Annotated in this window: 17 protein-coding genes, 1 tRNA gene and 3 pseudogenes; 9 read left to right on the top strand and 12 right to left on the bottom strand. The window is 63.5% G+C overall.

All coding sequences use genetic code 11. The features are described from left to right. Positions 1 to 68: 68 nt before the first annotated feature. The 4 genes and pseudogenes from C4S73_RS24690 to C4S73_RS24675 form a co-directional block, all read right to left on the bottom strand. Positions 69 to 1,606 (bottom strand): annotated as a pseudogene (locus C4S73_RS24690) (YifB family Mg chelatase-like AAA ATPase). A 157-nt stretch (positions 1,607 to 1,763) separates the two neighbouring features. Continuing rightward, the gene (locus C4S73_RS24685; RefSeq protein ID WP_425290374.1) at positions 1,764 to 2,726 is read right to left on the bottom strand and encodes a TAXI family TRAP transporter solute-binding subunit; all 963 of its coding nucleotides are present in this window, start codon (positions 2,724 to 2,726) and stop codon (positions 1,764 to 1,766) included. Between the two features lie 160 nt (positions 2,727 to 2,886). Next, positions 2,887 to 3,057 (bottom strand): annotated as a pseudogene (locus C4S73_RS24680) (peptide-methionine (S)-S-oxide reductase MsrA); the annotation flags it as partial. 83 nt (positions 3,058 to 3,140) lie between these two features. Next, complete coding sequence (locus tag C4S73_RS24675; RefSeq protein ID WP_146071491.1) at positions 3,141 to 3,464, bottom strand: hypothetical protein; 324 nt, start codon at positions 3,462 to 3,464, stop codon at positions 3,141 to 3,143. A 210-nt stretch (positions 3,465 to 3,674) separates the two neighbouring features. Between C4S73_RS24675 and C4S73_RS24670 the strand changes: the two genes are divergently transcribed. From C4S73_RS24670 to C4S73_RS24645, 6 genes are all read left to right on the top strand, one after another. Next, a tRNA-Ser gene (locus C4S73_RS24670) sits at positions 3,675 to 3,764 on the top strand. Positions 3,765 to 4,612: 848 nt separating this feature from the next. Continuing rightward, positions 4,613 to 6,793: a TonB-dependent hemoglobin/transferrin/lactoferrin family receptor gene (locus C4S73_RS24665; RefSeq protein WP_160115904.1), complete on the top strand. Its 2,181-nt coding sequence runs from the start codon at positions 4,613 to 4,615 to the stop codon at positions 6,791 to 6,793. Between the two features lie 107 nt (positions 6,794 to 6,900). Continuing rightward, entirely contained in the window at positions 6,901 to 7,653 is a 753-nt protein-coding gene (locus C4S73_RS24660) for a hypothetical protein (RefSeq protein ID WP_103875244.1), read from the top strand. Next, positions 7,646 to 8,539 carry a ChaN family lipoprotein gene (locus C4S73_RS24655; protein ID WP_103875243.1) on the top strand — a complete coding sequence of 298 codons (894 nt, stop codon included), beginning with the start codon at positions 7,646 to 7,648 and terminating at the stop codon, positions 8,537 to 8,539. Before C4S73_RS24660 ends, C4S73_RS24655 begins: the two co-directional genes overlap by 8 nt. Then, complete coding sequence (locus tag C4S73_RS24650) at positions 8,536 to 10,263, top strand: ABC transporter ATP-binding protein/permease (RefSeq protein ID WP_103875242.1); 1,728 nt, start codon at positions 8,536 to 8,538, stop codon at positions 10,261 to 10,263. Before C4S73_RS24655 ends, C4S73_RS24650 begins: the two co-directional genes overlap by 4 nt. 34 nt (positions 10,264 to 10,297) lie before the next feature. After that, positions 10,298 to 10,576 carry a hypothetical protein gene (locus tag C4S73_RS24645; protein ID WP_146071490.1) on the top strand — a complete coding sequence of 93 codons (279 nt, stop codon included), beginning with the start codon at positions 10,298 to 10,300 and terminating at the stop codon, positions 10,574 to 10,576. Position 10,577: 1 nt separating this feature from the next. Here C4S73_RS24645 and C4S73_RS29125 read toward each other — a convergent pair whose 3' ends face one another. From C4S73_RS29125 to C4S73_RS24635, 3 genes are all read right to left on the bottom strand, one after another. Next, positions 10,578 to 11,084 (bottom strand): FtsX-like permease family protein, encoded by a 507-nt coding sequence (locus tag C4S73_RS29125; protein ID WP_425290371.1) that lies wholly within the window; start codon positions 11,082 to 11,084, stop codon positions 10,578 to 10,580. Further along, the gene (locus C4S73_RS29120; protein ID WP_425290373.1) at positions 11,060 to 11,704 is read right to left on the bottom strand and encodes an ABC transporter permease; all 645 of its coding nucleotides are present in this window, start codon (positions 11,702 to 11,704) and stop codon (positions 11,060 to 11,062) included. The genes C4S73_RS29125 and C4S73_RS29120 overlap by 25 nt, the downstream gene beginning before the upstream one ends. An 86-nt stretch (positions 11,705 to 11,790) precedes the next feature. Beyond that, positions 11,791 to 12,087 (bottom strand): hypothetical protein, encoded by a 297-nt coding sequence (locus C4S73_RS24635; protein ID WP_103875240.1) that lies wholly within the window; start codon positions 12,085 to 12,087, stop codon positions 11,791 to 11,793. A gap of 118 nt (positions 12,088 to 12,205) precedes the next feature. Here C4S73_RS24635 and C4S73_RS28380 point away from each other — a divergent pair. The 3 genes and pseudogenes from C4S73_RS28380 to C4S73_RS24620 form a co-directional block, all read left to right on the top strand. Next, positions 12,206 to 12,719: pseudogene (locus tag C4S73_RS28380) on the top strand (TCP-1/cpn60 chaperonin family protein); the annotation flags it as partial. A gap of 153 nt (positions 12,720 to 12,872) precedes the next feature. Next, positions 12,873 to 13,961, top strand: coding sequence for a glycosyltransferase family 4 protein (locus C4S73_RS24625; protein WP_103875239.1), 1,089 nt, complete (start codon positions 12,873 to 12,875; stop codon positions 13,959 to 13,961). 14 nt (positions 13,962 to 13,975) lie between these two features. Next, positions 13,976 to 16,192: an amylo-alpha-1,6-glucosidase gene (locus tag C4S73_RS24620; protein ID WP_103875238.1), complete on the top strand. Its 2,217-nt coding sequence runs from the start codon at positions 13,976 to 13,978 to the stop codon at positions 16,190 to 16,192. 36 nt (positions 16,193 to 16,228) lie between these two features. Here the strand turns inward: C4S73_RS24620 and C4S73_RS24615 are convergent, their stop codons facing one another. The 5 genes from C4S73_RS24615 to C4S73_RS29015 all read right to left on the bottom strand — a co-directional run bounded on the left by C4S73_RS24615 (position 16,229) and on the right by C4S73_RS29015 (position 22,269). Then, positions 16,229 to 17,422, bottom strand: coding sequence for an MFS transporter (locus C4S73_RS24615; RefSeq protein ID WP_280177619.1), 1,194 nt, complete (start codon positions 17,420 to 17,422; stop codon positions 16,229 to 16,231). 348 nt (positions 17,423 to 17,770) lie between these two features. Continuing rightward, positions 17,771 to 18,412, bottom strand: a complete 642-nt coding sequence (locus C4S73_RS24610; protein WP_103875237.1) for a LysE family translocator — start codon at positions 18,410 to 18,412, stop codon at positions 17,771 to 17,773. Positions 18,413 to 18,578: 166 nt separating this feature from the next. Continuing rightward, on the bottom strand, positions 18,579 to 19,547 hold the full coding sequence (locus C4S73_RS24605) for an NAD(P)/FAD-dependent oxidoreductase (protein WP_160115903.1): 969 nt from the start codon (positions 19,545 to 19,547) through the stop codon (positions 18,579 to 18,581). An 866-nt stretch (positions 19,548 to 20,413) separates the two neighbouring features. Beyond that, positions 20,414 to 21,154 carry a hypothetical protein gene (locus C4S73_RS24600; RefSeq protein WP_146071489.1) on the bottom strand — a complete coding sequence of 247 codons (741 nt, stop codon included), beginning with the start codon at positions 21,152 to 21,154 and terminating at the stop codon, positions 20,414 to 20,416. Positions 21,155 to 21,363: 209 nt separating this feature from the next. Then, positions 21,364 to 22,269, bottom strand: a complete 906-nt coding sequence (locus C4S73_RS29015; RefSeq protein WP_342210591.1) for a DNA-methyltransferase — start codon at positions 22,267 to 22,269, stop codon at positions 21,364 to 21,366. Between the last annotated feature and the right edge of the window lie 18 nt (positions 22,270 to 22,287).

Raw genomic sequence — 22,287 nt, 5'->3', positions numbered from 1 at the left:
GAACATCAAGGTCTAAGGGTTATCCGGCAAGATTCGTTAACCCTGCCAGATACTCGCTGCCGACCGCCTCAAGCTGCCTGAGCCACCTGTTCGCTGCGAGAGCGGTATGACAAGGCCTCCGCCAGATGGATCCGGCCGACCTTCTGCTCGCCATCGAGATCGGCCAGCGTCCGCGCCACCTTGAGCACGCGGTGATATGCGCGCGCGGTCAGGCGCATGGCCTCGGCCGCATCGCGCAGCAGCGCGATGCCCGCATTGTCGGGCCGTGCGATCTCATCCAGCACCTTCGCCGGCATGCGGCGTTGGTGGTGACGTGACCCAGCCCCAATGCCTCGAAACGCGCCGTCTGGAGGCGCCGCGCCCTGGCAACCCGCGCCGCGACCTGCGCCGAGCCTTCGCTCGCCGCCGGCAGGATCAGGTCGGATGCCGTGACGGCCGGAACATCGATGGTGATGTCGATCCGGTCCAGCATCGGCCCGGAAATGCGGGACTGATACTGCGCCATGCAGCGCTCGTTCATCTGGCGGCGACAGGCGAAGCCGGGCTCGGTCGCCTTGCCGCAACGACAGGGATTCATGGCTGCGACAAGCTGGAAGCGGGCGGGATAGACGGCCCGGTGGTTGGCGCGCGAAATCAGCACATCGCCGGTCTCCATCGGCTGGCGCAGCGCATCGAGCGCCTGCGCCTGGAATTCCGGCAATTCATCGAGAAAGAGCACGCCATGATGGGCAAGCGACACCTCGCCCGGCTTGGCCTGAAACCCGCCGCCGACCAGCGCCGCCATCGAGGCCGAATGATGCGGGGCGCGAAACGGACGCCGGTCGGTCAGTGCCCCATCGGCGAGATGGCCGGCCACCGAAAGCACCATGGAAACTTCCAGCAATTCGCGCGGAGTCAGGGGCGGCAGGATCGAAGGCAGGCGGCTCGCCAGCATGGATTTTCCAGCCCCCGGGGGCCCGTTCATCAGAAGGTTGTGGCCGCCGGCCGCCGCGATCTCCAGCACACGCCTGGCACTTTCCTGGCCCTTGATGTCGGCAAGATCGGGCAAGGGCCCCGCCTGCCGCGCCACCGCAGGCTCCGGCCGCGCCATCACCTGCGTCCCCTTGAAATGATTGGCGAGTTGTATCAGCGAGCGAGGCGCGAGGATGTCCATATCCGCCGCCGCCCAGGCGGCTTCCGGCCCCGACGCTGCCGGGCAGATCAGCCCCTGCCCCCTGCCATAAGCCGCGATTGCTGTGGGCAACACACCGGCAACGGCCGTGATGGAGCCGTCGAGTGCAAGTTCGCCCAGCACGGTATAACCGGCCAGAGCATCCGCCGGGATCGCGCCGATCGCCGCCATGACGGCGAGCGCGATCGGCAGATCGTAGTGACTGCCCTCCTTCGGCAGATCGGCCGGAGCCAGGTTGACGGTGATGCGCTTGGCGGGGAGGGCCAAGCCCGATGCGATCAGGGCCGCACGGACCCGCTCCCGGCTTTCCGCCACGGCTTTGTCCGGCAGCCCCACGAGGAGGAAGGCGACACCGCCGGGCGTGACCTGGACCTGAACATCCACGGCGCGCGCCTCGATACCCTCGAACGCCACCGTCGCGACCCGCGTCACCATCCGCACCACCCCATTCCCAAGGGGAAGCTAGCGGAGCTTCAACGCCAGCGCAAGAACAGATAGTGAACTTTTACGGACGATGCCGGCCTCCATCCTGCGCAGACCTGCCCCGCTTGTCCACTGGGAGCAGCGTGCGCGGAGTGGCTTCCGCTTTACGCTATTTGAGCAGTCCAGTTTCCCTGTAGAACTTTTCGGCACCGGGATGCAGCGGCACGCCAAGCAGGCCCGAAAGAGCCGTCTCCTTCTGGATCGAAGCGCCTTTGGCGTGGCCTGAATCGAGCGCAACGCGTGTCTTGTCGCTCCACAAGGCCTTGGTCAGGGCGTAGATAGTGTCCTCGGACACCTTCGACGACGTCAGCCAATGTGCGCCTACGACGACCGTCTTGACCGCGCCGACTCCCTTATAGGTTCCGTCCGGAATCTCGTCGGCAGCGAAAAAGGGGAATTCCCTGGCGAGTTTCTCCACGGGTGCGCCAGCGATCGGCAGAATGTCGATACCTGCACCGGTCGAGGCCAGTTCCGAGATCGCTGCGGCCGGGAAGCCACCAGTGAAGAAGAATGCGTCGATCAAGCCGTCCTTCATCTTCTCGGCCGCCTGCTCCGGCTTGAAATACTCAGCCAGGATATCCCGCTCGCCGACCCCGAAAGCCGCGAGGATCGTCTTGGCATTGAGCAAGGTGCCGGAGCCCGGCTCGTCGAGCGAGACCTTCTTGCCCTTGAGCTCAGCAATGCTCTTCACGTTCAAGGCCTTGCGGACGACGAGATGGACACTTTCGGGATAGAGATTGGCGATCGAGCGCAGTTCCTCAACCTTCGGCCTGCCGTGATAGACGCCCGTCCCGGAATAGGCCCAATAAGCGACGTCGGCCTGCACGAAGCCAGTTTCGGTCGTGCCGCCAACGATCGCGTTGATGTTGGCGACCGAGCCGCTGCTGGTAATGGGGGTCACGACGAATTGCGGCGGAGCCGAGATCGCACTCGCGATCAGCGCGCCGATCGCGTGATAAGTGCCGGCCGGGCCGCCGGTGGCGATCCGAACAAAGGCGCGGGCCTGAGCGAAGGCTAGACCGGTCGCTCCCGCCGCCACGCCAAAGGCGAGGATCGCGGCAGCGAATTTCAATCGAAAAGGCAAGGCCATGCCATCAACCTCTCGTGCACAGATCGAGTGTCGGAAGCTTTAGGCAGCCGATCAATCGAAAAATCCCAACGGCAGACAGAACAGCTTGCAACGCGCCGCGAAGTTTCACTGCCGGGGTTCCCCTTCAAGCCTGTATGCCGACACCCCAGAAGCAGCCCAACCCAAAGACGGCCGTCTCCAATCCTTCAGGATATGGCCCGATCAGCGACCGCCTATTGAGAAAATGCGATCCGGCCATCAGGATCGGCTCCTGGCGGCCCGGCAAGGCCTGCACGGCCTGCGGCATTTCGGTCTTCTTGCGCTGGAAGAACATCCTCGACTCCGTCACTGTCAATCGCAGGCGTAGATAAGCACGAGCCGGCCGTTCGCACAGGCGGGGCGCCGCGTGCCCGCCCTTTACCGCCGCGTGACGATGCCGATCCGGGCCTTGGGCGGCGCACCCAGGCGCAGCAGCAGGAAGCCGAGCGCGAGTGCGACCAGGGCGGTCGGCGCGCGCATCAGGTTCACGACTATCGGATCCCAGAGGAAGGGGTGGATATTGCGCTCGATCGCGGGCTGGATCAGCAGGTATCGCTCATGCAGAACAGCGGTGAAGCTTTGCCCCAGCGCGGTGAATTGCAGTGCCGAGTTGGCGATCGACCGGGCACCATCGATGACGAGGGACACAAATCCGGCCGCGATCAGGACATAACCGATCAGCCGCACGAGATATCTCAGCATCCTCATCCCTCATCCATGCCGGGTTGTGGACGCATCCTGAATCACGTCCGCGCTCAGCTCCCGGTCAAGACCGGCACTGGATGTGCCCATTCCCACAGCCGTTTGCAACCGGGCGAAAGCTCCCGCGCCGGGCCGGCAATCGAATGAATGTGTAAAGCCAGCGCATCACCCCTTGAAAGAACATCGTCTCGCGGTCATAAGCAGCCCGCCGGACAGGTGGCCGAGTGGTTGAAGGCGCACGCCTGGAAAGTGTGTATACGGGAAACCGTATCGCGGGTTCGAATCCCGCCCTGTCCGCCATATTATCAAACAACCAATTGAATTCGTTGAAGAATATTTTTTACGCAACCGTCGACCCACACACCAGCCTACAAACACTATCGGCCTTGCACTCGCGAGTCTGAACTCCTGCTGAGACGAACATCCCTTGCGGATCGGGCCTACGTTAGCCGCTCTCAGGATGGCCTCAAGATTGCCGTTACGGTTAAATTCTCGCTAAAGCGGATCGTACGATCAACCTTTCGCAACCCACAACGCGACAAAGCCTACCTGTTGACCCGATACCGCCTCGCGCCATGTGTGGACGGCTCTCCCTTGGCAAGGGCTTTTGAGCGCTCTGCAGGGCTGGTCGGTGCGGCCATGTGTTCGCCCTGTTGATGCGGCGCGCATGGCCGCTGGCCATAATGCCTTCCGCGAGGACGGGTCCCGACCAAAAGCACGCGCTTGAAGGCGCTGTGGCGCAAGTGGTTTTCCCGTTCTTCGGTTCGACCGGCTGGTTGCGTTACGTTCGTATGCCCTTCCCAAGTTCTTCGGCACGGTTCGCCTGATTTCTAAGCGGCCTGCGGGACCGGCTTGCGATAGAAAGCGCGACCTCGAACTTCGTAGATTTTAAATGACGTAAAAATACTCTAGGATTCTTATTCGCGAAATTATAAAACTAAGATCTAGAAATAAGGGCACTACATTTTAATTAGTTCAATAATTTACTTAAAAATTACTGCTAAACTCAATTGCAGAATCTTACATGTACATATTAAACAGCCTCACCTTTGGGCTGGATCATTGCTATGAAGAACAATTACAATCTATGTGTAGTGGCAACATTGCTTTTTTCAGTATCGCCTGCGGCGATGTCTTATGCCCAAAGCGTGAGCGACACTGCCGGCGCCGGCACTACCGGCGCACCGATTTCCCTCGATCAGATCACCGTGACCGCGACGCGCGGCGAGAAACAGGTTCTGGAGGTTCCGGGCACGGTCACCGTGATTCCCCGCGCGGAACTTGACGAGCGCATGACGCGCGACATGCAGGACCTGGTGCGTTACCAGCCCGGCGTCAGCGTCAACCGCATCACCAGCGGTACCGACCCCTTCGGCAATTACGAGGGTTTCACCATCCGCGGCGTCGGCGGCAACCGCGTGCAGATGCAGGTCGACGGATCGCGCGTGATCGAGCGTATCACCGACGGCAATCGCAATTTCGTCGATCTGCCTTTCCTGAAGAGCGTCGAGATCGTACGGGGGCCGGGCTCGGTGCTCTGGGGCGCCGATGCCCTCGGCGGTATCGTCGCCTATCGCACGCTCGATCCGCGCGATCTGCTGGAGGGCAAGGACAAGCCCTACGCGGTCAGGCTCGATGCGGGCTATGACAGCTTCGATCGCTCCTTCACCAAGACCGGCATCGCCGCATTCCGGCTCACCCCGGCGCTGGAGGCCATCGTCGGCCTGAGCCAGAAGACGGCGCAGGAAGGCAAGCTCAGCCGCGCCCGCGCCGATGGCGGCCGCTGGGGCTGCCCGGTGCCAAGCTTACGCTATATCGGCTGCGACACGCTGAATCCGCTCAACAGCACGGTGTGGAACGCCTTCGGCAAGCTCGTATTCAAGCCCACGACCGATCACACGTTCAAGCTGACGGGCGAATATTTCGACAATTCTTCGACGGTCAACCAGCTCTGGGACTACAACGTCGTCAGCGCGGGCACCCGCAATGGCCCCTATATCCGCGACGAGGTGAAGTCGCGCCAACGCATCGCGCTGGAACATCAGTGGGATGTCGGCACAAGCTTCCTCGATTCGATCCGCTGGCAGGCGTCCTTCTCGCCGCAGAAGCGCGAGGTCACCAACAACCGGCTGCAGACACTTTCCAACGGCCAGCAGCGCTTCACCCGCGGCTTCCTCGACTATTCCGAGCAGTTCTCACAGCTCGACATCCAGGCGAAGTCGAGCTTCGCGCTGGGTTCGAGCTTCCACAGGCTGACCTACGGCTTCCAGGGCGACATCACCAAGACCGATTACGAGCGCCGCGACGATGTCCGCAACATGACGACCGGCGTCACCACCACGACGGTGGCGGGTGGCTTCAACTTCGCCAATGCCACGACCACGCGCTACGACTTCTTCCTGCAGGATGAAATCGAACTGCTGAATGGCCGCTGGACGATCACGCCGGGCGTTCGCTACGCCAATTACAAGATCGATCCAAGCATCGGGCCAGGCTACGTCATCGTGCCCGGCAAGGAGCCGCGTGACATCGACTCCCACAAGCTGATCCCGCAGGTCGGCACCATCTTCAAGCTCGACGACACCTATTCGCTCTACGCGCGCTACGCGCAGGGCTTCAAGATGCCGACGGCACAGCAGCTCTACACCTCGCTGCCCTTCGGCAACCAGAACCTGATCCCGAACCCGGATCTCAAGCCCGAGACCGTCAAGTCCTACGAGGCCGGCCTGCGCGGCCGCTTCGATAATGGCTGGTTCTCGGTCGGCGTCTTCCACGCCGACTACAAGGACTTCATCCAGAATTTCGTCACGATCCCCGGCACCACCGACATAACCTATCGCAACCTGGCGAGCGTGAAGATCTCCGGCATCGAGGCCTCGGCCGAGTGGAAGTTCCAGGAGCGCTGGATCGCTAATGTCGCGCTCAGCTACCAGTACGGCAAGCAGCAGGCCGAAGTCGGCGCTCTGACAACGCCATACAACTCGGTCAGCCCGCTGACGGCGGTGACCGGCCTCAAATACCTGATGCCGGAATACGCGCTCGAGGCCGAGTTCATCGGCACCTTCGCGTCGGTCGTCACCCGCGCCAGCGCGCCGACTGTCTTCAAGCCTGGCGGCTATTCCGTGTTCGATGCCTTCCTGAACTGGAAGCCGACCTCCTTCATCACCGTGCGCGGCGGCGTCCAGAATATCTTCGACAAGCGCTATTTCTCTAACGTCTACAATTTCGACAAGGTGCCCGCATCCGCCGCGGTCGCCGCGACCAATCCGCTGGAACTGCAGACCGCGCCGGGCCGCACGTTCAAGCTCGCCGCCTCGGTCGAGTTCTGACGCGCACCCCCGTTCACCTGTTCGACGGCCTGACCCGACAGGGCAGAGCTGTTCGGCGACGCTCCGACCGAGACCCGGAGCGTCGCAACCCATTTCTGGAGACAACAATGACCGACACCACCCAGCCCCGCGAATTGCTGAAACAGACCCCGGCCGAGATTCTCGCCAAGCTCCCAGGCATGGGCCGCATCATGCTCAGCGCCCGCGCCGGGGGAGCCACGCATGAGCGAATGGGCGTGGTCGAGAAGATCGCCGTCGAAGGCGATCTCGTCCGCCTGTCCGGCGAGATGCATGACAGCGCGCTCGACCTCACGGTGATCACGCGCCTCATTGCCGACCGCACCAGCAAGATGCGTGAGCGCGTGCTGCCGCGCCTCGAATGCCAGAATGCCGAGGGCGAGGTGTTGTTCAGCCTCATCGGTCTCGACGGACTTGAGCCGTTTGATCAGGCGCTTGCCGGGTTCGGCTCCGGCGAAGCGCTGGAGCCCGTCGCGCGCGAAGCCGGCATGGGCGGCTCGCAGGAGGTGCCGGAAGGCGATCTCGGAGCCGTGACCTTCGCCGCGATCCTGCGCAACGGCGCGCCGATCGCCATCGAACTGCGCCGGCCTGGCCTGCATCAAATCTGGAGCGGCGCTCTGCCCGAGCCGAAGCCGGCGATGGGGTTCGTCAATCTGATGCAGCCCGATTTCCATCTGCACCTGCGCGCCGGCGCCATTGCGGGCTGGCAGCGAGAAGGTGAGGGCGATCAGGTCGAGCTGCACGGACGGGACGCTGACGGCGTCCTGATCGGCCTCGTGCTACGTGGATCGGCTGCGGCCTTCGAGGGCGTGCCATCAGAGCGTAGCGGCGATCATGGCTGAGGCAATCCACACCAGCGCTTCGAAGCTCCTGGCGCACCTGCGCGGAACCTGGCTTCTGCCCCAGAGCGGAGAAGCGATCGCGCAGCCTGATCTCATGCGCGTCATCGCCGGGGAGCGCGTCGTGCTGCTCGGCGAGAGCCATGACATTGCCGAGATCCATCGCTGGCAACTGCATGTGACGGCCTATCTGCATCTGTTGCGACCGCAGATGGCTGTCGGTTTCGAGATGTTCCCGCGCCGCATCCAGCCGGTGCTCGACGCCTGGGTCGCCGGCGAGATGGACACCGCGACTTTCCTCGAAAAATCGGAATGGGCGCTGGTCTGGGGCTTCGATGCGGAACTCTATTTGCCGCTGTTCCATTTCTGCCGGCAGCAGCGCGTGCCGATGCTGGCGCTCAATTGCCATCGCCCACTCGTCACCCGCGTCGGACAGGTCGGCTGGGATGCTATTCCGGTGGAAGACCGTGACGGCGTGACGCCATCGGCGCCCGCAACCGAGGGATATCGACGCTATCTCGCCACTCTCATGGGCGGGTTTGCCGGCTCCGTTCGCCCGGCCGCCATGGAGCCGGAGCGGTTCAATCGTTTCATCCGGGCTCAGCAGGCCTGGGATCGCGCCTTCGCCTGCGGGATAGCCGATTACCTGGCAACGGCTCCCGACGACACGCTGGTAGTCGGGATCATCGGGCGCGGTCATCTCGAATACGGCCACGGCACGCCCTACCAGCTGCGCGATCTTGGCATCGACGAGTTCGCCGTATTGCTGCCGACGGACCGGGCTGACCACGATGGCGCCAGCCTCAAGGGCATAGCCGACGCGATCTTCCGGCTGGATACGCCCGAACCGCCATCGCCGCGGCGCAATTCCACCAAGGCCTCATCGTGAGGCGCGTCGTCTCGCACATCGCACTGCTGACCCGGCTGTGCATCAACGGTCCGGGAGGGAGGGCGGGGCTGATCTATTTCGCGCTCGTGCTCGCCCTTGGACTGGCCGGCGTGCAGGTCTCGGTCCGGCTGATCGCCTGGACGGCGGATTTCTACAACGCGCTCCAGAAGCTCGACATCGACGCGACGCTGCGCCAGATCGCCAGCTTCTTCGGCCTGATCGCGATCAGCGTGACCCTGTTCCTGACCGGCAGCTATCTCCGCAAGATGCTGCAGATCCGCTGGCGACGCTCCCTGACGGAAGCCGCGCTCGATCGCTGGCTCTCGAACAAGGCCTATTGGCATTTGCGGGACCGCACTGAAAACGGTCTCGACAATCCAGACCAGCGCATCGCGGAGGATTGCCGCATCTTCGTCGACAAGTTGACGGGCGAGGCGATCGAGCTGATCACCAACATCGTCGCGCTCGTCTCCTTCGTGACCATCCTGTGGTCGCTCTCGACCTTCCCGCTCGCCTTCACCATTGCCGGTGTCGCCATCGAGATCCCCCGCTACATGGTCTGGGCCGCGCCGCTTTATGTCGCGATTTCCAGTGGCGTCACCCATTGGCTGGGCAAGCCCTTGAAAGCCCTGGCCTTCGAGCAGCAGCGCCGCGAGGCCGATTTCCGCTTCGCCCTGACCCGCCTGCGCGAGCACGTCGAGGCCGTGGCGCTGGCTGGCGGGGAGTCGGCCGAGCGACGCCTGCTGTCACAGCGCTTCGGTGCGATCGCGCAGAACTGGCGCGGCTTGGCAAATCGAGAGCTCATTCTTGGCTGTTTCACGCGGCCCTATTTTCAGACCGTGCTGCGCATCCCGCTCTTCCTCGCGCTGCCAGCCTTTCTCGCCGGGCGCGTTACCTTCGGCGGCCTGATGCAGATCGGCTCGGCGTTCCAGAACGTGGTCACGACCCTGTCCTGGTTCATCTTCTCCTATCGCGACCTCGCCGAACTCGCCGCCTCAGCCAGTCGGCTGAGCCATTTTCTCGAGGCTGCCGAAAAGACGGCAGGCCCGCCCCGGCCAGCCCTCGCCATGGGTCGCAGCGACCGCCTATTGCTACGGGAGGTCAGGCTCGCGACGCCAGGCGGGCGTGAACTCGCTGCGGTTCCCGATCTGAGCTTCGAAGCGGGCGGGACCTATTGGATCGCCGCCCCCTCCGGTCATGGCAAGAGCGCCCTGGTGAAGGCTTTGGCCGGGCTCTGGCGCCACGGCGCCGGTCGCGTCGAGCGGCCGGATGCGAGGATGTTGTTTTTGCCTCAACACGCCTATTTGCCGCTCGGCGATCTGCGAACGGCGCTGGCCTATCCGGCTCCACCGGAGGATCATGAGGTCGAGGATTTTCAGCAGGCGCTTGCAGCCGTCGGTATGGCTCATCTTTGGAGGCTTCAGGAAGCGGCCTGGAACGATGCGCGCCGTGGCCTCTCCGGCGGCGAACGTCAGCGGTTAGCGTTGGCGCGCATTCATTTGCGCCGACCGGAGTGGATCGTTCTCGACGAGGCGACCAGCGCGCTCGATCCGCGCGCCGAGCAGCATTTGCTCGGCGCGTTGCGTCAACTCCTGCCGCGCGCGACCTTCGTGCTGATCGCGCACCGGCCGCCGCTCGGCGTCGGCGATTACCGGGCGATCAAGCTCGACAGCGGCGACAATGGTGCGACGGCGTTGCTGACAAGCGCAGAGCAGATCGTGTAAGCCCCGCGTCCCCCCACTCGCCAGAGGCCCCCAGATGAATGTCGCCTCCGTGTTTCGAGGGTGGGGCACCGCGCTGCGCCAGCGCTTCCGCACCTGGGCTCACCTGCCTCGATTGCTGCGCTCGCTCTGGAACGCGAGCCCCGCACTGGCCGCGCTGATCGTCGTGCTGCGGCTGCTGCGGGCGGTCCAGCCGCCGCTTGTCCTGTTCATCGGCAAGTTGATCATTGACGAGATCGTCCTGCAGACTGCCACGCCCGCACCGGGGCCGGAAATCTCCGACTGGCTCGACAGCGGGGCCGCCGGCTTCCAGTAGCTCAGGCTCCGCGAGCCAGCGCCTCGACGGGGTCGAGCTGGGCAGCGTTACGCGCGGGCAGGAAGCCGAAACTGAGCCCGATCAGCGTCGAGCAGGCGATGGCTGCCGCAAACGCCTCGACCGAATAGACGAAGCGCACCGGCGAACCCGCCAGGCCGAAGCCCCAGCCGACGGAGAGCGCCAGGCCGATGCCGAGCACGCCGCCGATGAAGCAGACCAGCGAGGCCTCGATCAGGAATTGCTGGAGAATGTCGCCACGCCGCGCTCCGACTGCCATGCGCAGGCCGGTCTCGCCCGTGCGCTCGATCACCGAGACCAGCATGATGTTCATCACGCCGATGCCCCCGACCAGCAGCGAGATCACCGCGATCGAGGCGATGAGCAGCGCGAAGGTGGCGTTGTTGCTGGTGATGGCCTGCCGGATGTCATCGAGGTTCTGGATGAAGAAGTCCTGGGTGCGATGCCGATGCGTCAAAAGTTCGGTTACGGCAGCCTGCGCCGCCTCCATCGGCGTGTCGTCGCTGACGCGCAGCGTAATGCGCGCAGCGAAAGGTCGCCGAGGAAGCGTCCCTGAACCGTGGTGTAGGGCAGGAAGACCTGTGGGTTCTGGCTGGCGCCGAAGCCGCCCTGCTGCCGGCGCATCACGCCGATCACCCGGCTTGGCACCGAGCCGATCAGTATGATGCTGCCGATCGGGTTCTGCCCGGACGGACCGAACAGCACGCCGGCCGTGTTCTCGTCGATCACGACGTCCTGCGAAAGCCGGCGGACATCGTCCTCGTCGAAGAACCTGCCTTGAACCAAGGTGCTGCCCCTGACAGCGAAATACTGCTCGCCGACGCCATTGACCAGCCCGCTCGCCTCGGCCGAGCCAAAGCGCAGGGTCGCGCTGGTCGAGACGGTTGGCGTAACGCCGTCGGCATAGGGCTGGCTCGCGACGATCTGCGCGTCGGCCACTGTCAGCGTCTTGATCAGGTTCGAGCGCCGGTCGCCGTAACCTGTGCCGGGGAAGATCTCGAGCATGTTGGTGCCGAGCCCGGCGATGTTGGCGAGAACCTGCTGGCGTGAACCTTCGCCCAGCGCGACGACGCTGACGACCGAGGCGATACCAATGACGATGCCGAGCATGGTCAAGGCAGAGCGCAGCTTGTGAGCGCGCAAAACTGGCCGGTTAGAAGAGGCGCGGCGATCTTTGGCGGCGGTGTACGGCCGTTTCACCGAAGGCTTCGGGACGGCTGATCGAGGGACGCGAGCGCGTCCATGACCTCGTCGAAGCCGACCGGTTGAGGGGCAAAGGGTGGGTGTCGCAGCGCGGGACATGATTCCACGGCACAGGCGTCGGATGCCCAGGACGACAGGATCGCCCGCTTTTCCGAGTTTGGAAGCGAACTGTCGCGCAGGACATCACGCGGCCGCTCATAGAACCGGCTCGGGTGCAATAGCCGGTCAAGGGCTGTGTCGTCTGTGTCCGGACGAGCCGGCGGCACGATCGCGGTCAATGGCTGGATCATCGGCGGTCCTCCAAAAAGCTCCTTTCAGTTAGTGCGCGAAGGGCGCGGGACGAATTTGGTTCCCGCAGGGAGAGCTTCAAGAGGTTCGAGCGCCCAGCCAATCTCCTCTTCACTGTAGTCGGAATTCGCCCGCGAGAAGCTCCAGGAGCGTCTGGCCAAGCTCGCTGGCGGCGTCGCGGTCATCCGCGTCGGTGCGCGACCGAGGTCGAGGTCAAGGAGAAGAAGGACCGCGTCGACGATGCCCTGAACGCCACCCGCGCTGCGGTGGAAGAGGGCATTCTGCCGGGAGGCGGCGTCGCCCTTCTGCGTGCGGTCAAGGCACTGGAGGCCTGGCACCCGCCAACGATGATCAGAAGACCGGCATCGAGATCGTCCGCAAGGCGATCGCCGCTCCGGCCCGCCAGATCGTCGACAATGCCGGCGATGACGGCGCGTCGTGATCGGCAAACTGCTCGAAGCGGGCGAGTACAGCAGACCGGAACCTATGGCGATCTCGTCAAGGCTGGCATCGTCGACCCGACCAAGGTCGTGCGCACGGCGATCCAGGATGCGGCTTCGGTGGCCGGCCTGCTGATCACCACCGAGGCGGTGGTCCTGAGCTGCCGAAGAAGGAGGTCGCGCCGGCCATGCCATGGATTACTGACCAGACATTGCCGAGGCCCGGAACCGCACCGGGCCTCTTTCCGTTTTGGTCTCGTCCCGGTTCCCGGCGGGGCGATTTTGCCATGCGATGTCGCGGTCACGCCGGTCGATCGCTCAGTTCTCTCGTCTCGGAGGTCTAGCCGATGAAGATCGCCCAGATTGCCCCGCTCGCCGAACGCTGCCCGCCCAGGTTCTATGGCGGCACCGAGCGGATCGTTTCCTATCTCACCGAGGAACTTGTCCGACAGGGCCACGACGTCACGCTTTTCGCCAGCGGCGACTCGCGGACCGCAGCAACGCTCGTCCGCTGTTCCGACACGGCCCTCAGGCTGAACCCGGCGGTGAAGGACCACCTGCCCTTCCACATCATGATGCTCGACGAGGTCCGCCAGCGGGCCGAAGAGTTCGACATTCTGCATTTCCACACCGATCTCCTGCATTACCCGCTCATCCGCGACATTGCCGATCGCACCGTGACAACCCTGCACGGGCGGCTCGACCTTCCCGACCTGAAGCCCCTCCACGCGGCGTTCCCGGAGATTCCGCTGGTCTCGATCTCTAACGACCAACGCCGCCCGCTTCTTCGGCATCTCAACTGGGCAGGCAATGTCCTTCACGGCCTGCCGCGCGACCTTTTGCCCTTCACAGCCAAGCCTGAAGGCGTCTATCTCGCCTTCCTCGGGCGCATCTCGCCGGAAAAGCGCCCGGACCGGGCTATCGAGATCGCGGCGCATGCCGCGATGAAGCTCAAGATCGCCGCCAAGATCGACAGGGTCGACCAGAGCTATTGGGACGATACCATCGCGCCGCTCATCGCCTCTCATCCCAATGTCGAGTTCATCGGCGAGATCAATGAACAGCAGAAAGCCGATTTCCTCGGCAATGCCCGCGCCTTGCTGTTCCCGATCGATTGGCCCGAGCCCTTCGGGCTGGTCATGATCGAGGCCATGGCCTGCGGCACGCCGGTGATCGCCTTCCGCAGCGGTTCGGTGCCGGAGGTGATCGATGACGGCGTGTCGGGCTTCATCGTGACTTCCGTCGCAGAGGCTGTCGATGCAGTCTCTGGTCTGGATCAGCTCGACCGTGCTAAAGTCCGTGCGACCTTCGAGAAGCGTTTCAGCGTCGAGCGCATGGCGCAAGACTATCTCGCGATCTATCGCGGCTTGCCAGGTGTCCGAACCGAAGCTGCGCGACGCCGTAGCGACGGGCTTCACCTGCAGGTGGTGGCGTAGGGGCCGATCTGGAGATGCCATCGATCCGTGTTGAGGCTGTGCCGCATGCCCCCGCCCCGGCGGGGCCTGAAGCGGCGCCTTTGGTTCAGTTTTTCATTCCGGCCACCGCCTCGTTGCAGGAGCGCAGGCCGCGCACGCTGAAGCACGGCGATACCTTTGCCGTGTTCGATCACAATGGCGATGCGCTCTCCGGACCCGGCAGTCCGGAGGGCGTCTTCCACCGTGACACACGGCATCTGTCGCATCTTTATCTGACGATAGAGGGCCGGCGACCCATGCTCTTGTCCTCAACGCTGCGCGACGACAACGCCACGCTCACCTGCGATCTCACCAATCCGGATGTGTACGACGAGGGCGACAGGCTCGTGCTCGAGCACGACCTCGTGCATTTGCGGCGCTCCCGCTTTCTCTGGAACGCGACCTGTTTCGAGCGCCTCGTCATGCGCAACTTCGACGAACGTCATCGGCGGATTTCGATCGAGATCGCCTTCGAGGCCGATTTTGCGGATCTTTTCGAGGTGCGTGGCACGCGGCGCGAGCGTCGCGGCGAAATGCGCCTCCCAGAGTTGAGCTCCGACCGGGTCGTCCTCGGCTATACCGGTCTCGACAAGAGGCGCCGGACGACGACCCTGACTTTCGACCCGGCACCGACACAGCTCTCGGGCAACCTGGCTGTGTTCACCTTCGACCTTGGGCCGGGAGAAGCGCGATCTCTCTTCGCTGAAATCAATTGCGGCACGCACGGCATGGATCATCCATCCCGCCGTGCGTTTTTCATCGCCTTGCGGGACGCGCGGCGCGCGCGGCGGTCCTCGGCGTCCAGCGCCGCCTCGATCGCGACGTCGAATGAGATCTTCAACGAGGGCGTGCGCCGAAGCGTCTCCGACCTCTACATGCTCATCACGGACACGCCGGAGGGCCCCTATCCCTATGCCGGCATTCCCTGGTTCAGCACGGTGTTCGGCCGCGATGCGCTGATTACGGCGCTTCAGACGCTGTGGTTCGATCCCGCCATCGCGCGTGGCGTGCTTCTTCATCTCGCAGCGAACCAGGCCAAGACGCTCGACCCCGCCTCCGATGCCGAACCGGGCAAGATCCTTCATGAGGTCCGCCACGGCGAAATGGCCGAGCTCGGCGAGGTGCCGTTCCGCCGCTACTACGGCAGCGTCGATTCGACTCCGCTCTTCGTCATGCTCGCCGGCGCCTATCTGCGCCGGACGCGCGATCTCGCCACGATGCGCCAGCTCTGGCCGAACCTCGAGGCGGCACTCGCGTGGATTGATCACCACGGAGATCGGGATGGCGACGGTTTCGTCGAATATGGCCGTCAAACCGTCGAAGGCCTGATCAACCAGGGCTGGAAAGACAGCCACGACTCGGTCTTCCACATGGACGGCCGGCTGGCCCGCGGCCCGATCGCCCTCGCCGAAGTCCAGGCCTATGTCTATGGGGCCTGGCATGCTGCCGCCGAGATCGCGGGCCGCCTGGGTCATGTCGCCCGCGCGACGCGTTACGAAAGCCGGGCCGAGTTCTTGCGGAAGGCATTCGACAGCGCCTTCTTCGACGAGGCGCTCGGCACCTATGTGCTGGCGCTTGACGGCGACAAGCGGCCATGTCGGGTCCGCACGTCCAATGCCGGCCACGCGCTCGCGACCGGCATAGCCTATCCGGAACGTGCGCCCGCAATCGCGCAAGCCCTGATGGCCGGAAACTCGTTCTGCGGCTGGGGCGTGCGCACCGTGGCTTCAGACGAGGCCCGGTACAACCCGATGAGCTACCACAACGGCTCGGTCTGGCCGCATGACAATGCACTGATCGCGGCAGGCCTCGTCCGCTACGGCTTCCGCCGCGAGGCCGCTCGCATCTTCGAAGGGCTGTTTGCCGCCTCGACCTATATCGATCTGCGCCGATTGCCGGAGCTGTTCTGCGGCTTTCGGCGGCAGCGCGCCCAAGGGCCGACCTTCTATCCTGTCGCCTGCGCACCGCAAGCCTGGGCGGCGACAGCGCCCCTGTTCATGCTGCAATCCTGCGTCGGCCTTAGCTTCGATACGGAACATGCCCAGATCATTTTCGAGCAGCCTGTGATGCCCAATTTTCTGGACGAGGTCGTGCTGCGCAACCTCACTGTCGCCGGCAGCGCGGCCGCCGTGGCACTGCGGCGCTCCGGCTCGCAAGTGGTCGTGCAGGTCCTCGAACGGACCGGGCCGGTCCGCGTCCTTGTGACAACCTGAAGGGCGAAGCGCGGCATGACGTTCTCCGTCGTCGAGTTACCGCGACTGAGCGCGCAATCCCAGCGTCAACGGCAGAGCGCCGACGCATAGCGCCGCCATCGCAAAGAACGCGGCAGCGCCGAAACGAGCATAGAGCGCCCCCGCCGCCAGCGTCAGCAGCGCCGTCGCCGTGCCGGCTGCGAGCGCATAGATCGCCTGACCGGTCGCGGCGAGCTGAGGTGGCACGGTTTGCGTCAACAGCCGCATGCAGGCCAGATGCAGCAGCGCGAAAGTCAGCCCGTGCAGCGGCTGCGTCAGCATGAGCACTAGGGGATCGGCTGTCAGTGCCATGACGATCCAACGCAGCGCACCCGCGGCCGCGGCGATGGCGGCTGCCGCCGCCGGACCAGCGCGCGCGACCAGCGGCGGGCCAATCAGGAAGAACACGAGCACCTCTGCGGCCACCGATGTCGACCACAACACGCTGGCCGCTCCCGGGCCGATGCCGGCCGCGTTCCAGCGGATGACCGCGAAGGCATCGTGCATCGCGTGACTGCCGAGCACCAGCGCAACGACCAGCAGCAGCCGCCGGAACAACGCGATGCGCAGCAGCGCTGCGAAGCCTCCTGCGGGCGAGCCCGCCCGTAGGGTTGTCTCATGGTCGGATATCACCTCGGGGACAAACAGCGCGACCACAGCGGCGGCGGCGAGCAGTGCCCCATGCATCAGGACGATGGAGGGGAGCCCGGTCGCGCCCACGACCTGCCCGGCGACGAGCGTTCCGATGATGAAAACGGCCGATCCGGCGCCGCGCACCCAGCCATATTCGAACCGCCTGCCTCCAGCGCGCCCCGAGGTGGCTGCCGCGCGCGAGGCCAGCGCATCCGCCAGCGTGGTGACCGGCGCGAGTGCAGCCGCATGGCACAAGCTCACCAGCAGCAACAGCCATAGGCCCTGTGCCGGCAGCAGGGCGAGCGCGACCACTCCGGCCGTGCCGATGCAGGCGCCGAGCACTGCGCGCCGCGCTGCGAGCAGATCCGCCATTCGACCAGCCAGTGGACCGGAAACGAGCCGCGCCGCCGTTCCAGCCGCGAGTAGCACGCCCAGCTCTTCCGCGGTGGCCCCACGCTCTTCGAAAAATCGTGGCCAGAATGGCGATGCCACCCCGAACGCCCCATACATCAACGCATAGAGCAGGACGAAGCGCGGCAGCGGAGTGCGATGGACTGCCGCTCGCCGATCTCGATCCACATTGCGCACTCCTAACGGTCGCAGCCAAGGACATCTCTCGGGCTGTTGCAAATCAAAACATGGAACAGGCTGGAGAGGAATTTGGTGCGCATATACTCTCCAAACCTTGGACAGCTTCGACCGCTACAAGATCGTTCACCGAAGTTGCCACGTGGGATAGGCGAGCCGAGGGCTCCAAACACCGGATGGCGGCGTCCACAACAAGCATGGCAAGCTTCGTGCAGCATGCTGGCTGGAAGGTTCGCTTTCCGGCAGCAGGCCAATGTCCGCTCGTGGCGCACGACGGCCGCGAGCGTCTCGATCGCTCCACAAACTAACTTGGGTCGAAAGCCGACGCGCGACTGAGGCTCAAGCAGACGAGCGCGCGCTGTCCACCATTAGCTTGGCGCCCAGGGCTCCGACCACCGCTCCGGCGGTTCGGTCGATCCAGACCTTGTAGCGAAGATAGGCTGCACGTGGCGTGCGGGACGAGAACCCGACTGCCACGACCGTGTACCAGCCGAACTCGATCAGAAAGAGCATTGGCGGCAGAGCAAAAAACATCCAGGACGGTGTCGGGGACGGCAACAGCGCGGCGAACATGGACGCATAGAAGATTGCGGTCTTGGGGTTGGAGAGCTGGACGAAGAGCGCCCGCAGCAACGAGGTCCACAGCGTGCTTTGCCGCCGCTCGCTTGCCGTGTCGGCGACCTCCAACGGTTCGGGAGCAGCGCGCCAGATGTTGATGCCGAGCCACAGAAGATAGACGCCGCCAGCCAGCCTGAGCACCATGTTGAGCCATTCGACCTGCAGCAGCATCGCCGTCAGTCCCGCGACCGCGATGGTTGCGAAGACGAAGCCGCCGATTCCCATGCCGATGGCGGCCATCACACCATCGGTGCGCGATCGTGAGATGGCAATGCGTGAGACCACGACGAAGCTTGGACCCGGGCTGATCGCGCCGAGCAGGAACACGCCGAGGATCGAAATCAGGACCGCAAGCTCATGCATGACTGTCTAGTCATCTTCCGTTCGAAGGCCCTGCCCCGATGGCCAATTTGGAGGGAGCACTGTCGACGTAATCGCCGTGGGCTGCAATGGGCCGAAGCCGAACCCGGCAGCACCTACGATTTCGAATGCCCGCTTCCTGGCAGGCCGTCAACGTCAGCATTTGGCGCTATCGGGTGTTGCCAGCCGGAAGCGCTTCCGGCCGAGCTGTTCGGCGGCGCCGCGGTAAACCTGCGATATCTTCCTTGAGCAGCTCTGTGTTGATCGCGAAGGCAGCGGAGGCCCCTTCGGCAGCGGCGACGATCGCGAACTGCACATGGTTGGAAGCGTCGCCGGCGACATAGAGGCCTGGCACCTTCGTTTTTCCATAACCTGCCGTCTTGAGCGGTTTTCGATGATCGATGTTGAGGCCCAGCCCGCGCGCGAGTTCCAGGCGCGCTTGCCCCTCGGAATGGAAGAAGAGAGCACCTACGGCCAGTTCTTCGCCTTCGGCGAATATGATACGTTCAAGCTGCCGGCCCCGGCCTTTCAACGCGATGATGCGTTCCTCTCGCAAGGCAATACCGCTTGCGGCGAGCCGGCGCCGTTGGGCGGGCCGAAGCTGAGTCACCCCGTTGCTGAGGAGACAGAGGCGAGACGTCCACCCTGTCAGCTCGAGGGCGAGCGCTAGCGCCTCCTTCGAACTTCCATAGACGGCGATGGCCTTGTCGCGCTGCTCGTAGGCGTCGCAATAAGGGCAATGAAGCACTCCACATCCATAGAAGCGTTCCGCATCGGGAATCGGAGGCAAAGAATCGGTTACGCCGCTCGCGATAAGAAGCTTTCGACCGAGAAAGATTTCACCTGTTCGGCTGCAAAGCTGAAAGCCGGGCGTACCGGGTGTTGCCGACACGATCTCGACAGCATCACGCAATTCCAGTGTCGGATAGGCGCGCAGTTGCTGTCTCGCAACGCGCAGCAAGGCGCGCGGCGGGCAGCCGTCTCGCGTCAGGAAGCCACCGATCCGGTGGGAAGAGCGGTTCCGCTGTTCGCCGGAGTCGAGAAGGAGGACGCGCCGACGCGCTCGGCCCAACATCAGAGCCGCGGAAAGGCCGGCGGGCCCTCCGCCGACAATAAGGGCATCGAAGGGAGCCGACATCGTCACCTTCTCCATTGATCGCAAGAATTAGGCTGGCTCGTCTGGTCGCCGAGGTTCCCCGCCGTGCTTTCGATAAGCGCGGGACCTTAGGGGCAAGCCGATGGAACGTGGCGACGCCGATCGGGTTCCACGGGCATATCGCTCCTGCTCCTATCCGCCCGTCAGCAGGCTGGAACAATCGACCCGGCCTTATGTTCACCAGGGAGCACGGCTTGCCTTGCGGGCTCGTAAGGCGAGTTAGGACATCGAGCAGTTCTGATGCGGGCTGCTTAAGACACAGCTGGGCTTGTGATGGCAATTTTATTCGCAGCTGATCCTGGCGATCTGCCGACCCCGATCAACTTCGGTCCAGAACCGGCGAAGTACAATCGTCCTCAACTCCGCGGGCGGTTTAAAGAGAGACGGCTTCGGCCGGCACGGATTGGCGGCTGAAAGCGATGCAGCTTGTTTCGGCAAATTCACCGGTCTCGGTCGCAAGAGGCCACCCGCGACCCTACTTCTGCAATCGGTTTTCTGTTTTGGCTGCGCTGATATTGAGTCTGGTTGCAACGATCCCCGTGGCGGCACAGACGACAGGTGGGCCTGCCCCCCGCTCTACAGCTCCTTGTCAGGCGAAACCTGGGCCGAACGATAATAAAGGCAACGACATGCGCGACCAGCGAGTCGCTCCCGAGCTGGAGCGCTGCCAAGGAGTGCTGGTCCCACCAAAGACCGGCATCAATTCGATCCAAGAAAATTGCCGTGGTCGTTCCGGTCGGAAATATTATCAACCGTTGCTTTCCCGCGCGCACGACGAATTCTCCGAAAACCTACATTTGCAATCCCAAGCATAACCGATTTCAAAGCAACCGCCCCTGTTCGGCGAATCAGCCATCCATTTGCTCGTGCGAAATGCAAAACGCGACATAGCTTGTGGGCCGATGTGACGAATTGATCGCGGACAGGCGCGAGCCATGCGCCGAGAGTTGAGCGGTTCTCGTCAATCTGGGCATCATGGGCAGACCGATCCGCTCGATGCCTTTGAATGGACCATAGGTTTCCCCGATCCAGTCAACGATCGAGCGTTCAGTGTCGCGAATTGTCTCGCCAAAGCTCAACTCATGAACAAAGAGATAACCGACGGTCTCGATGGACCGATCGCAACGATTGATCGAGCGGCTTGACCAAGCGAAGTGCAGCAGCCGATCGACGGCTGGAACAGCCGACGTCAGCGAAAAACCGTAGCCAATCTCAAAAACCGCCTGTGGGCGATTTTGTTCGTCTCCAACGACGAGATCCGGCTTTGCGCTCTCGGCAAACTGCGTCAGGGGCGCCGGGAGCTTTGATCGGATGAGCGAACGCGCGAGTTCTCGATACGTCGGAATGTCCTCGATCTCATATTTGTCCCCGGCATCATCATCTTCACTGAAAGTAAAATCCGCTGGCGGCTGGCGAAACCGGCGCAGATGATTGACCAGTAACATCTGAGCGGCGGCCTGTTTGGACACTGCCTTCCCCGCGTTGAGCTCGCCCATCGCCTTCAGGTCGATAAGCGCGCTCGCGGGACTTTGGCGCCTGGGATAGTCCAAGGCGGCGTCCAAAAGAGAGCCAATCAAAGTAGCGGACATCGCTGGTCACCAAACTTGCTTTACGACCACGACACACACCTGCAATTGCGTCGTTCGTACGACGGCACGTACGGCTGACGTCTCAATCCTCATGCCGCGATGCCGTGCTTTTCCATAAGTTCGAGTGCTGCGTCATTGAATTCCCCACGCCCGATGGCGGCAGGATCAAGTTGGCCTTTTGCAAAACCGGCAATCAAATCCGCAGCGAATTACAGGCGCTTTTGGACGACCGTTTGGGGCGCAAACACCCAACCGCGAGGTTTGTCAATGCCAACGGCTCGCCAAGCCTGGTGGACCAGCTTCAAGAGCTCGCGCTTGGATGTGCTCTGATGCCGCAATACGCGCATGAGTATATTCGTCTCGCACAATCGCATGCGCTGCGGCAGGCAATTATTGAGAACCCAGGCGGCTAGCATTGCGCCTGTCGAGGCCCCTTCGCCCAGAAGCTTTTCATCGAGCACGTGTTGCATGATCAAAATGTCGCGGAAACGGCATCGCGTCTCGTATTCCGCTGCCTGTTCCGGGTTGGACGGCCCCGTAAAACGCACCCGCTTGCCAGGCTCGATAATGACATCGTCTGGATGGGGCAGTGGCTGAGGTACCGGTTCGCCTCTACGCTCCGCCTCAGCCATGACTTCAGCGACATCCTCGAATCGCGCGTTCGTACCGGCCAGGACAGCATGCTTGCCGGTCAGCTTCTCCCAGCGTGCGATGATGGTATCGCAATAGGCCGGGTCGTATTCGAGCAGGCGTGCCTGGCGGCCGCAGGTCTCGGAGGCGAGCAGTGTCGTGCCAGAGCCGCCGAAGATATCGAGCACGATCTCGCCGCGCTTCGAGCAGTCCTTAATCGCATCCGCCACCAGCGCAGTCGGCTTGACGGTGGGGTGCATGGTGAGTTCGTCCATGCGCTGACTGCCAATGCTGCTGATGCCGGCATAGTCCCAGACATTGGTGCGATAGCGACCGGTATCGCCCAGGCCGAAGCTGTTGGTGTGCGGAGCTGTCCCGACCTTGAAGACGAAGACGAGCTCATGCTTCGAGCGGTAGAAGCTGCCCATGCCGCCATTGCTCTTGTTCCAGACGCAAGCCGGCGGCGCGGAGGCGAGCGATGGCAAAATCCGTGAAGGCTCTGA

This window comes from Allobosea lathyri (assembly GCF_900108245.1).
GTDB classification, from domain to species: domain Bacteria; phylum Pseudomonadota; class Alphaproteobacteria; order Rhizobiales; family Beijerinckiaceae; genus Allobosea; species Allobosea lathyri.
Note: the sequence above shows the minus strand (reverse complement) of the source record. Positions and strands in the feature narration are given on the sequence as shown.

Coding starts and splice junctions, on each gene's coding strand:
- C4S73_RS24675 (WP_146071491.1), bottom strand. CDS start 3,464: ATGCTGAGATATCTCGTGCGGCTGATCGGTTATGTCCTGATCGCGGCC.
- C4S73_RS24660 (WP_103875244.1), top strand. CDS start 6,901: ATGACCGACACCACCCAGCCCCGCGAATTGCTGAAACAGACCCCGGCC.
- C4S73_RS24655 (WP_103875243.1), top strand. CDS start 7,646: ATGGCTGAGGCAATCCACACCAGCGCTTCGAAGCTCCTGGCGCACCTG.
- C4S73_RS24645 (WP_146071490.1), top strand. CDS start 10,298: ATGAATGTCGCCTCCGTGTTTCGAGGGTGGGGCACCGCGCTGCGCCAG.
- C4S73_RS29125 (WP_425290371.1), bottom strand. CDS start 11,084: ATGGAGGCGGCGCAGGCTGCCGTAACCGAACTTTTGACGCATCGGCAT.
- C4S73_RS29120 (WP_425290373.1), bottom strand. CDS start 11,704: ATGCTCGGCATCGTCATTGGTATCGCCTCGGTCGTCAGCGTCGTCGCG.
- C4S73_RS24635 (WP_103875240.1), bottom strand. CDS start 12,087: ATGATCCAGCCATTGACCGCGATCGTGCCGCCGGCTCGTCCGGACACA.
- C4S73_RS24625 (WP_103875239.1), top strand. CDS start 12,873: ATGAAGATCGCCCAGATTGCCCCGCTCGCCGAACGCTGCCCGCCCAGG.
- C4S73_RS24620 (WP_103875238.1), top strand. CDS start 13,976: ATGCCATCGATCCGTGTTGAGGCTGTGCCGCATGCCCCCGCCCCGGCG.
- C4S73_RS24610 (WP_103875237.1), bottom strand. CDS start 18,412: ATGCATGAGCTTGCGGTCCTGATTTCGATCCTCGGCGTGTTCCTGCTC.
- C4S73_RS24605 (WP_160115903.1), bottom strand. CDS start 19,547: ATGTCGGCTCCCTTCGATGCCCTTATTGTCGGCGGAGGGCCCGCCGGC.
- C4S73_RS24600 (WP_146071489.1), bottom strand. CDS start 21,154: ATGTCCGCTACTTTGATTGGCTCTCTTTTGGACGCCGCCTTGGACTAT.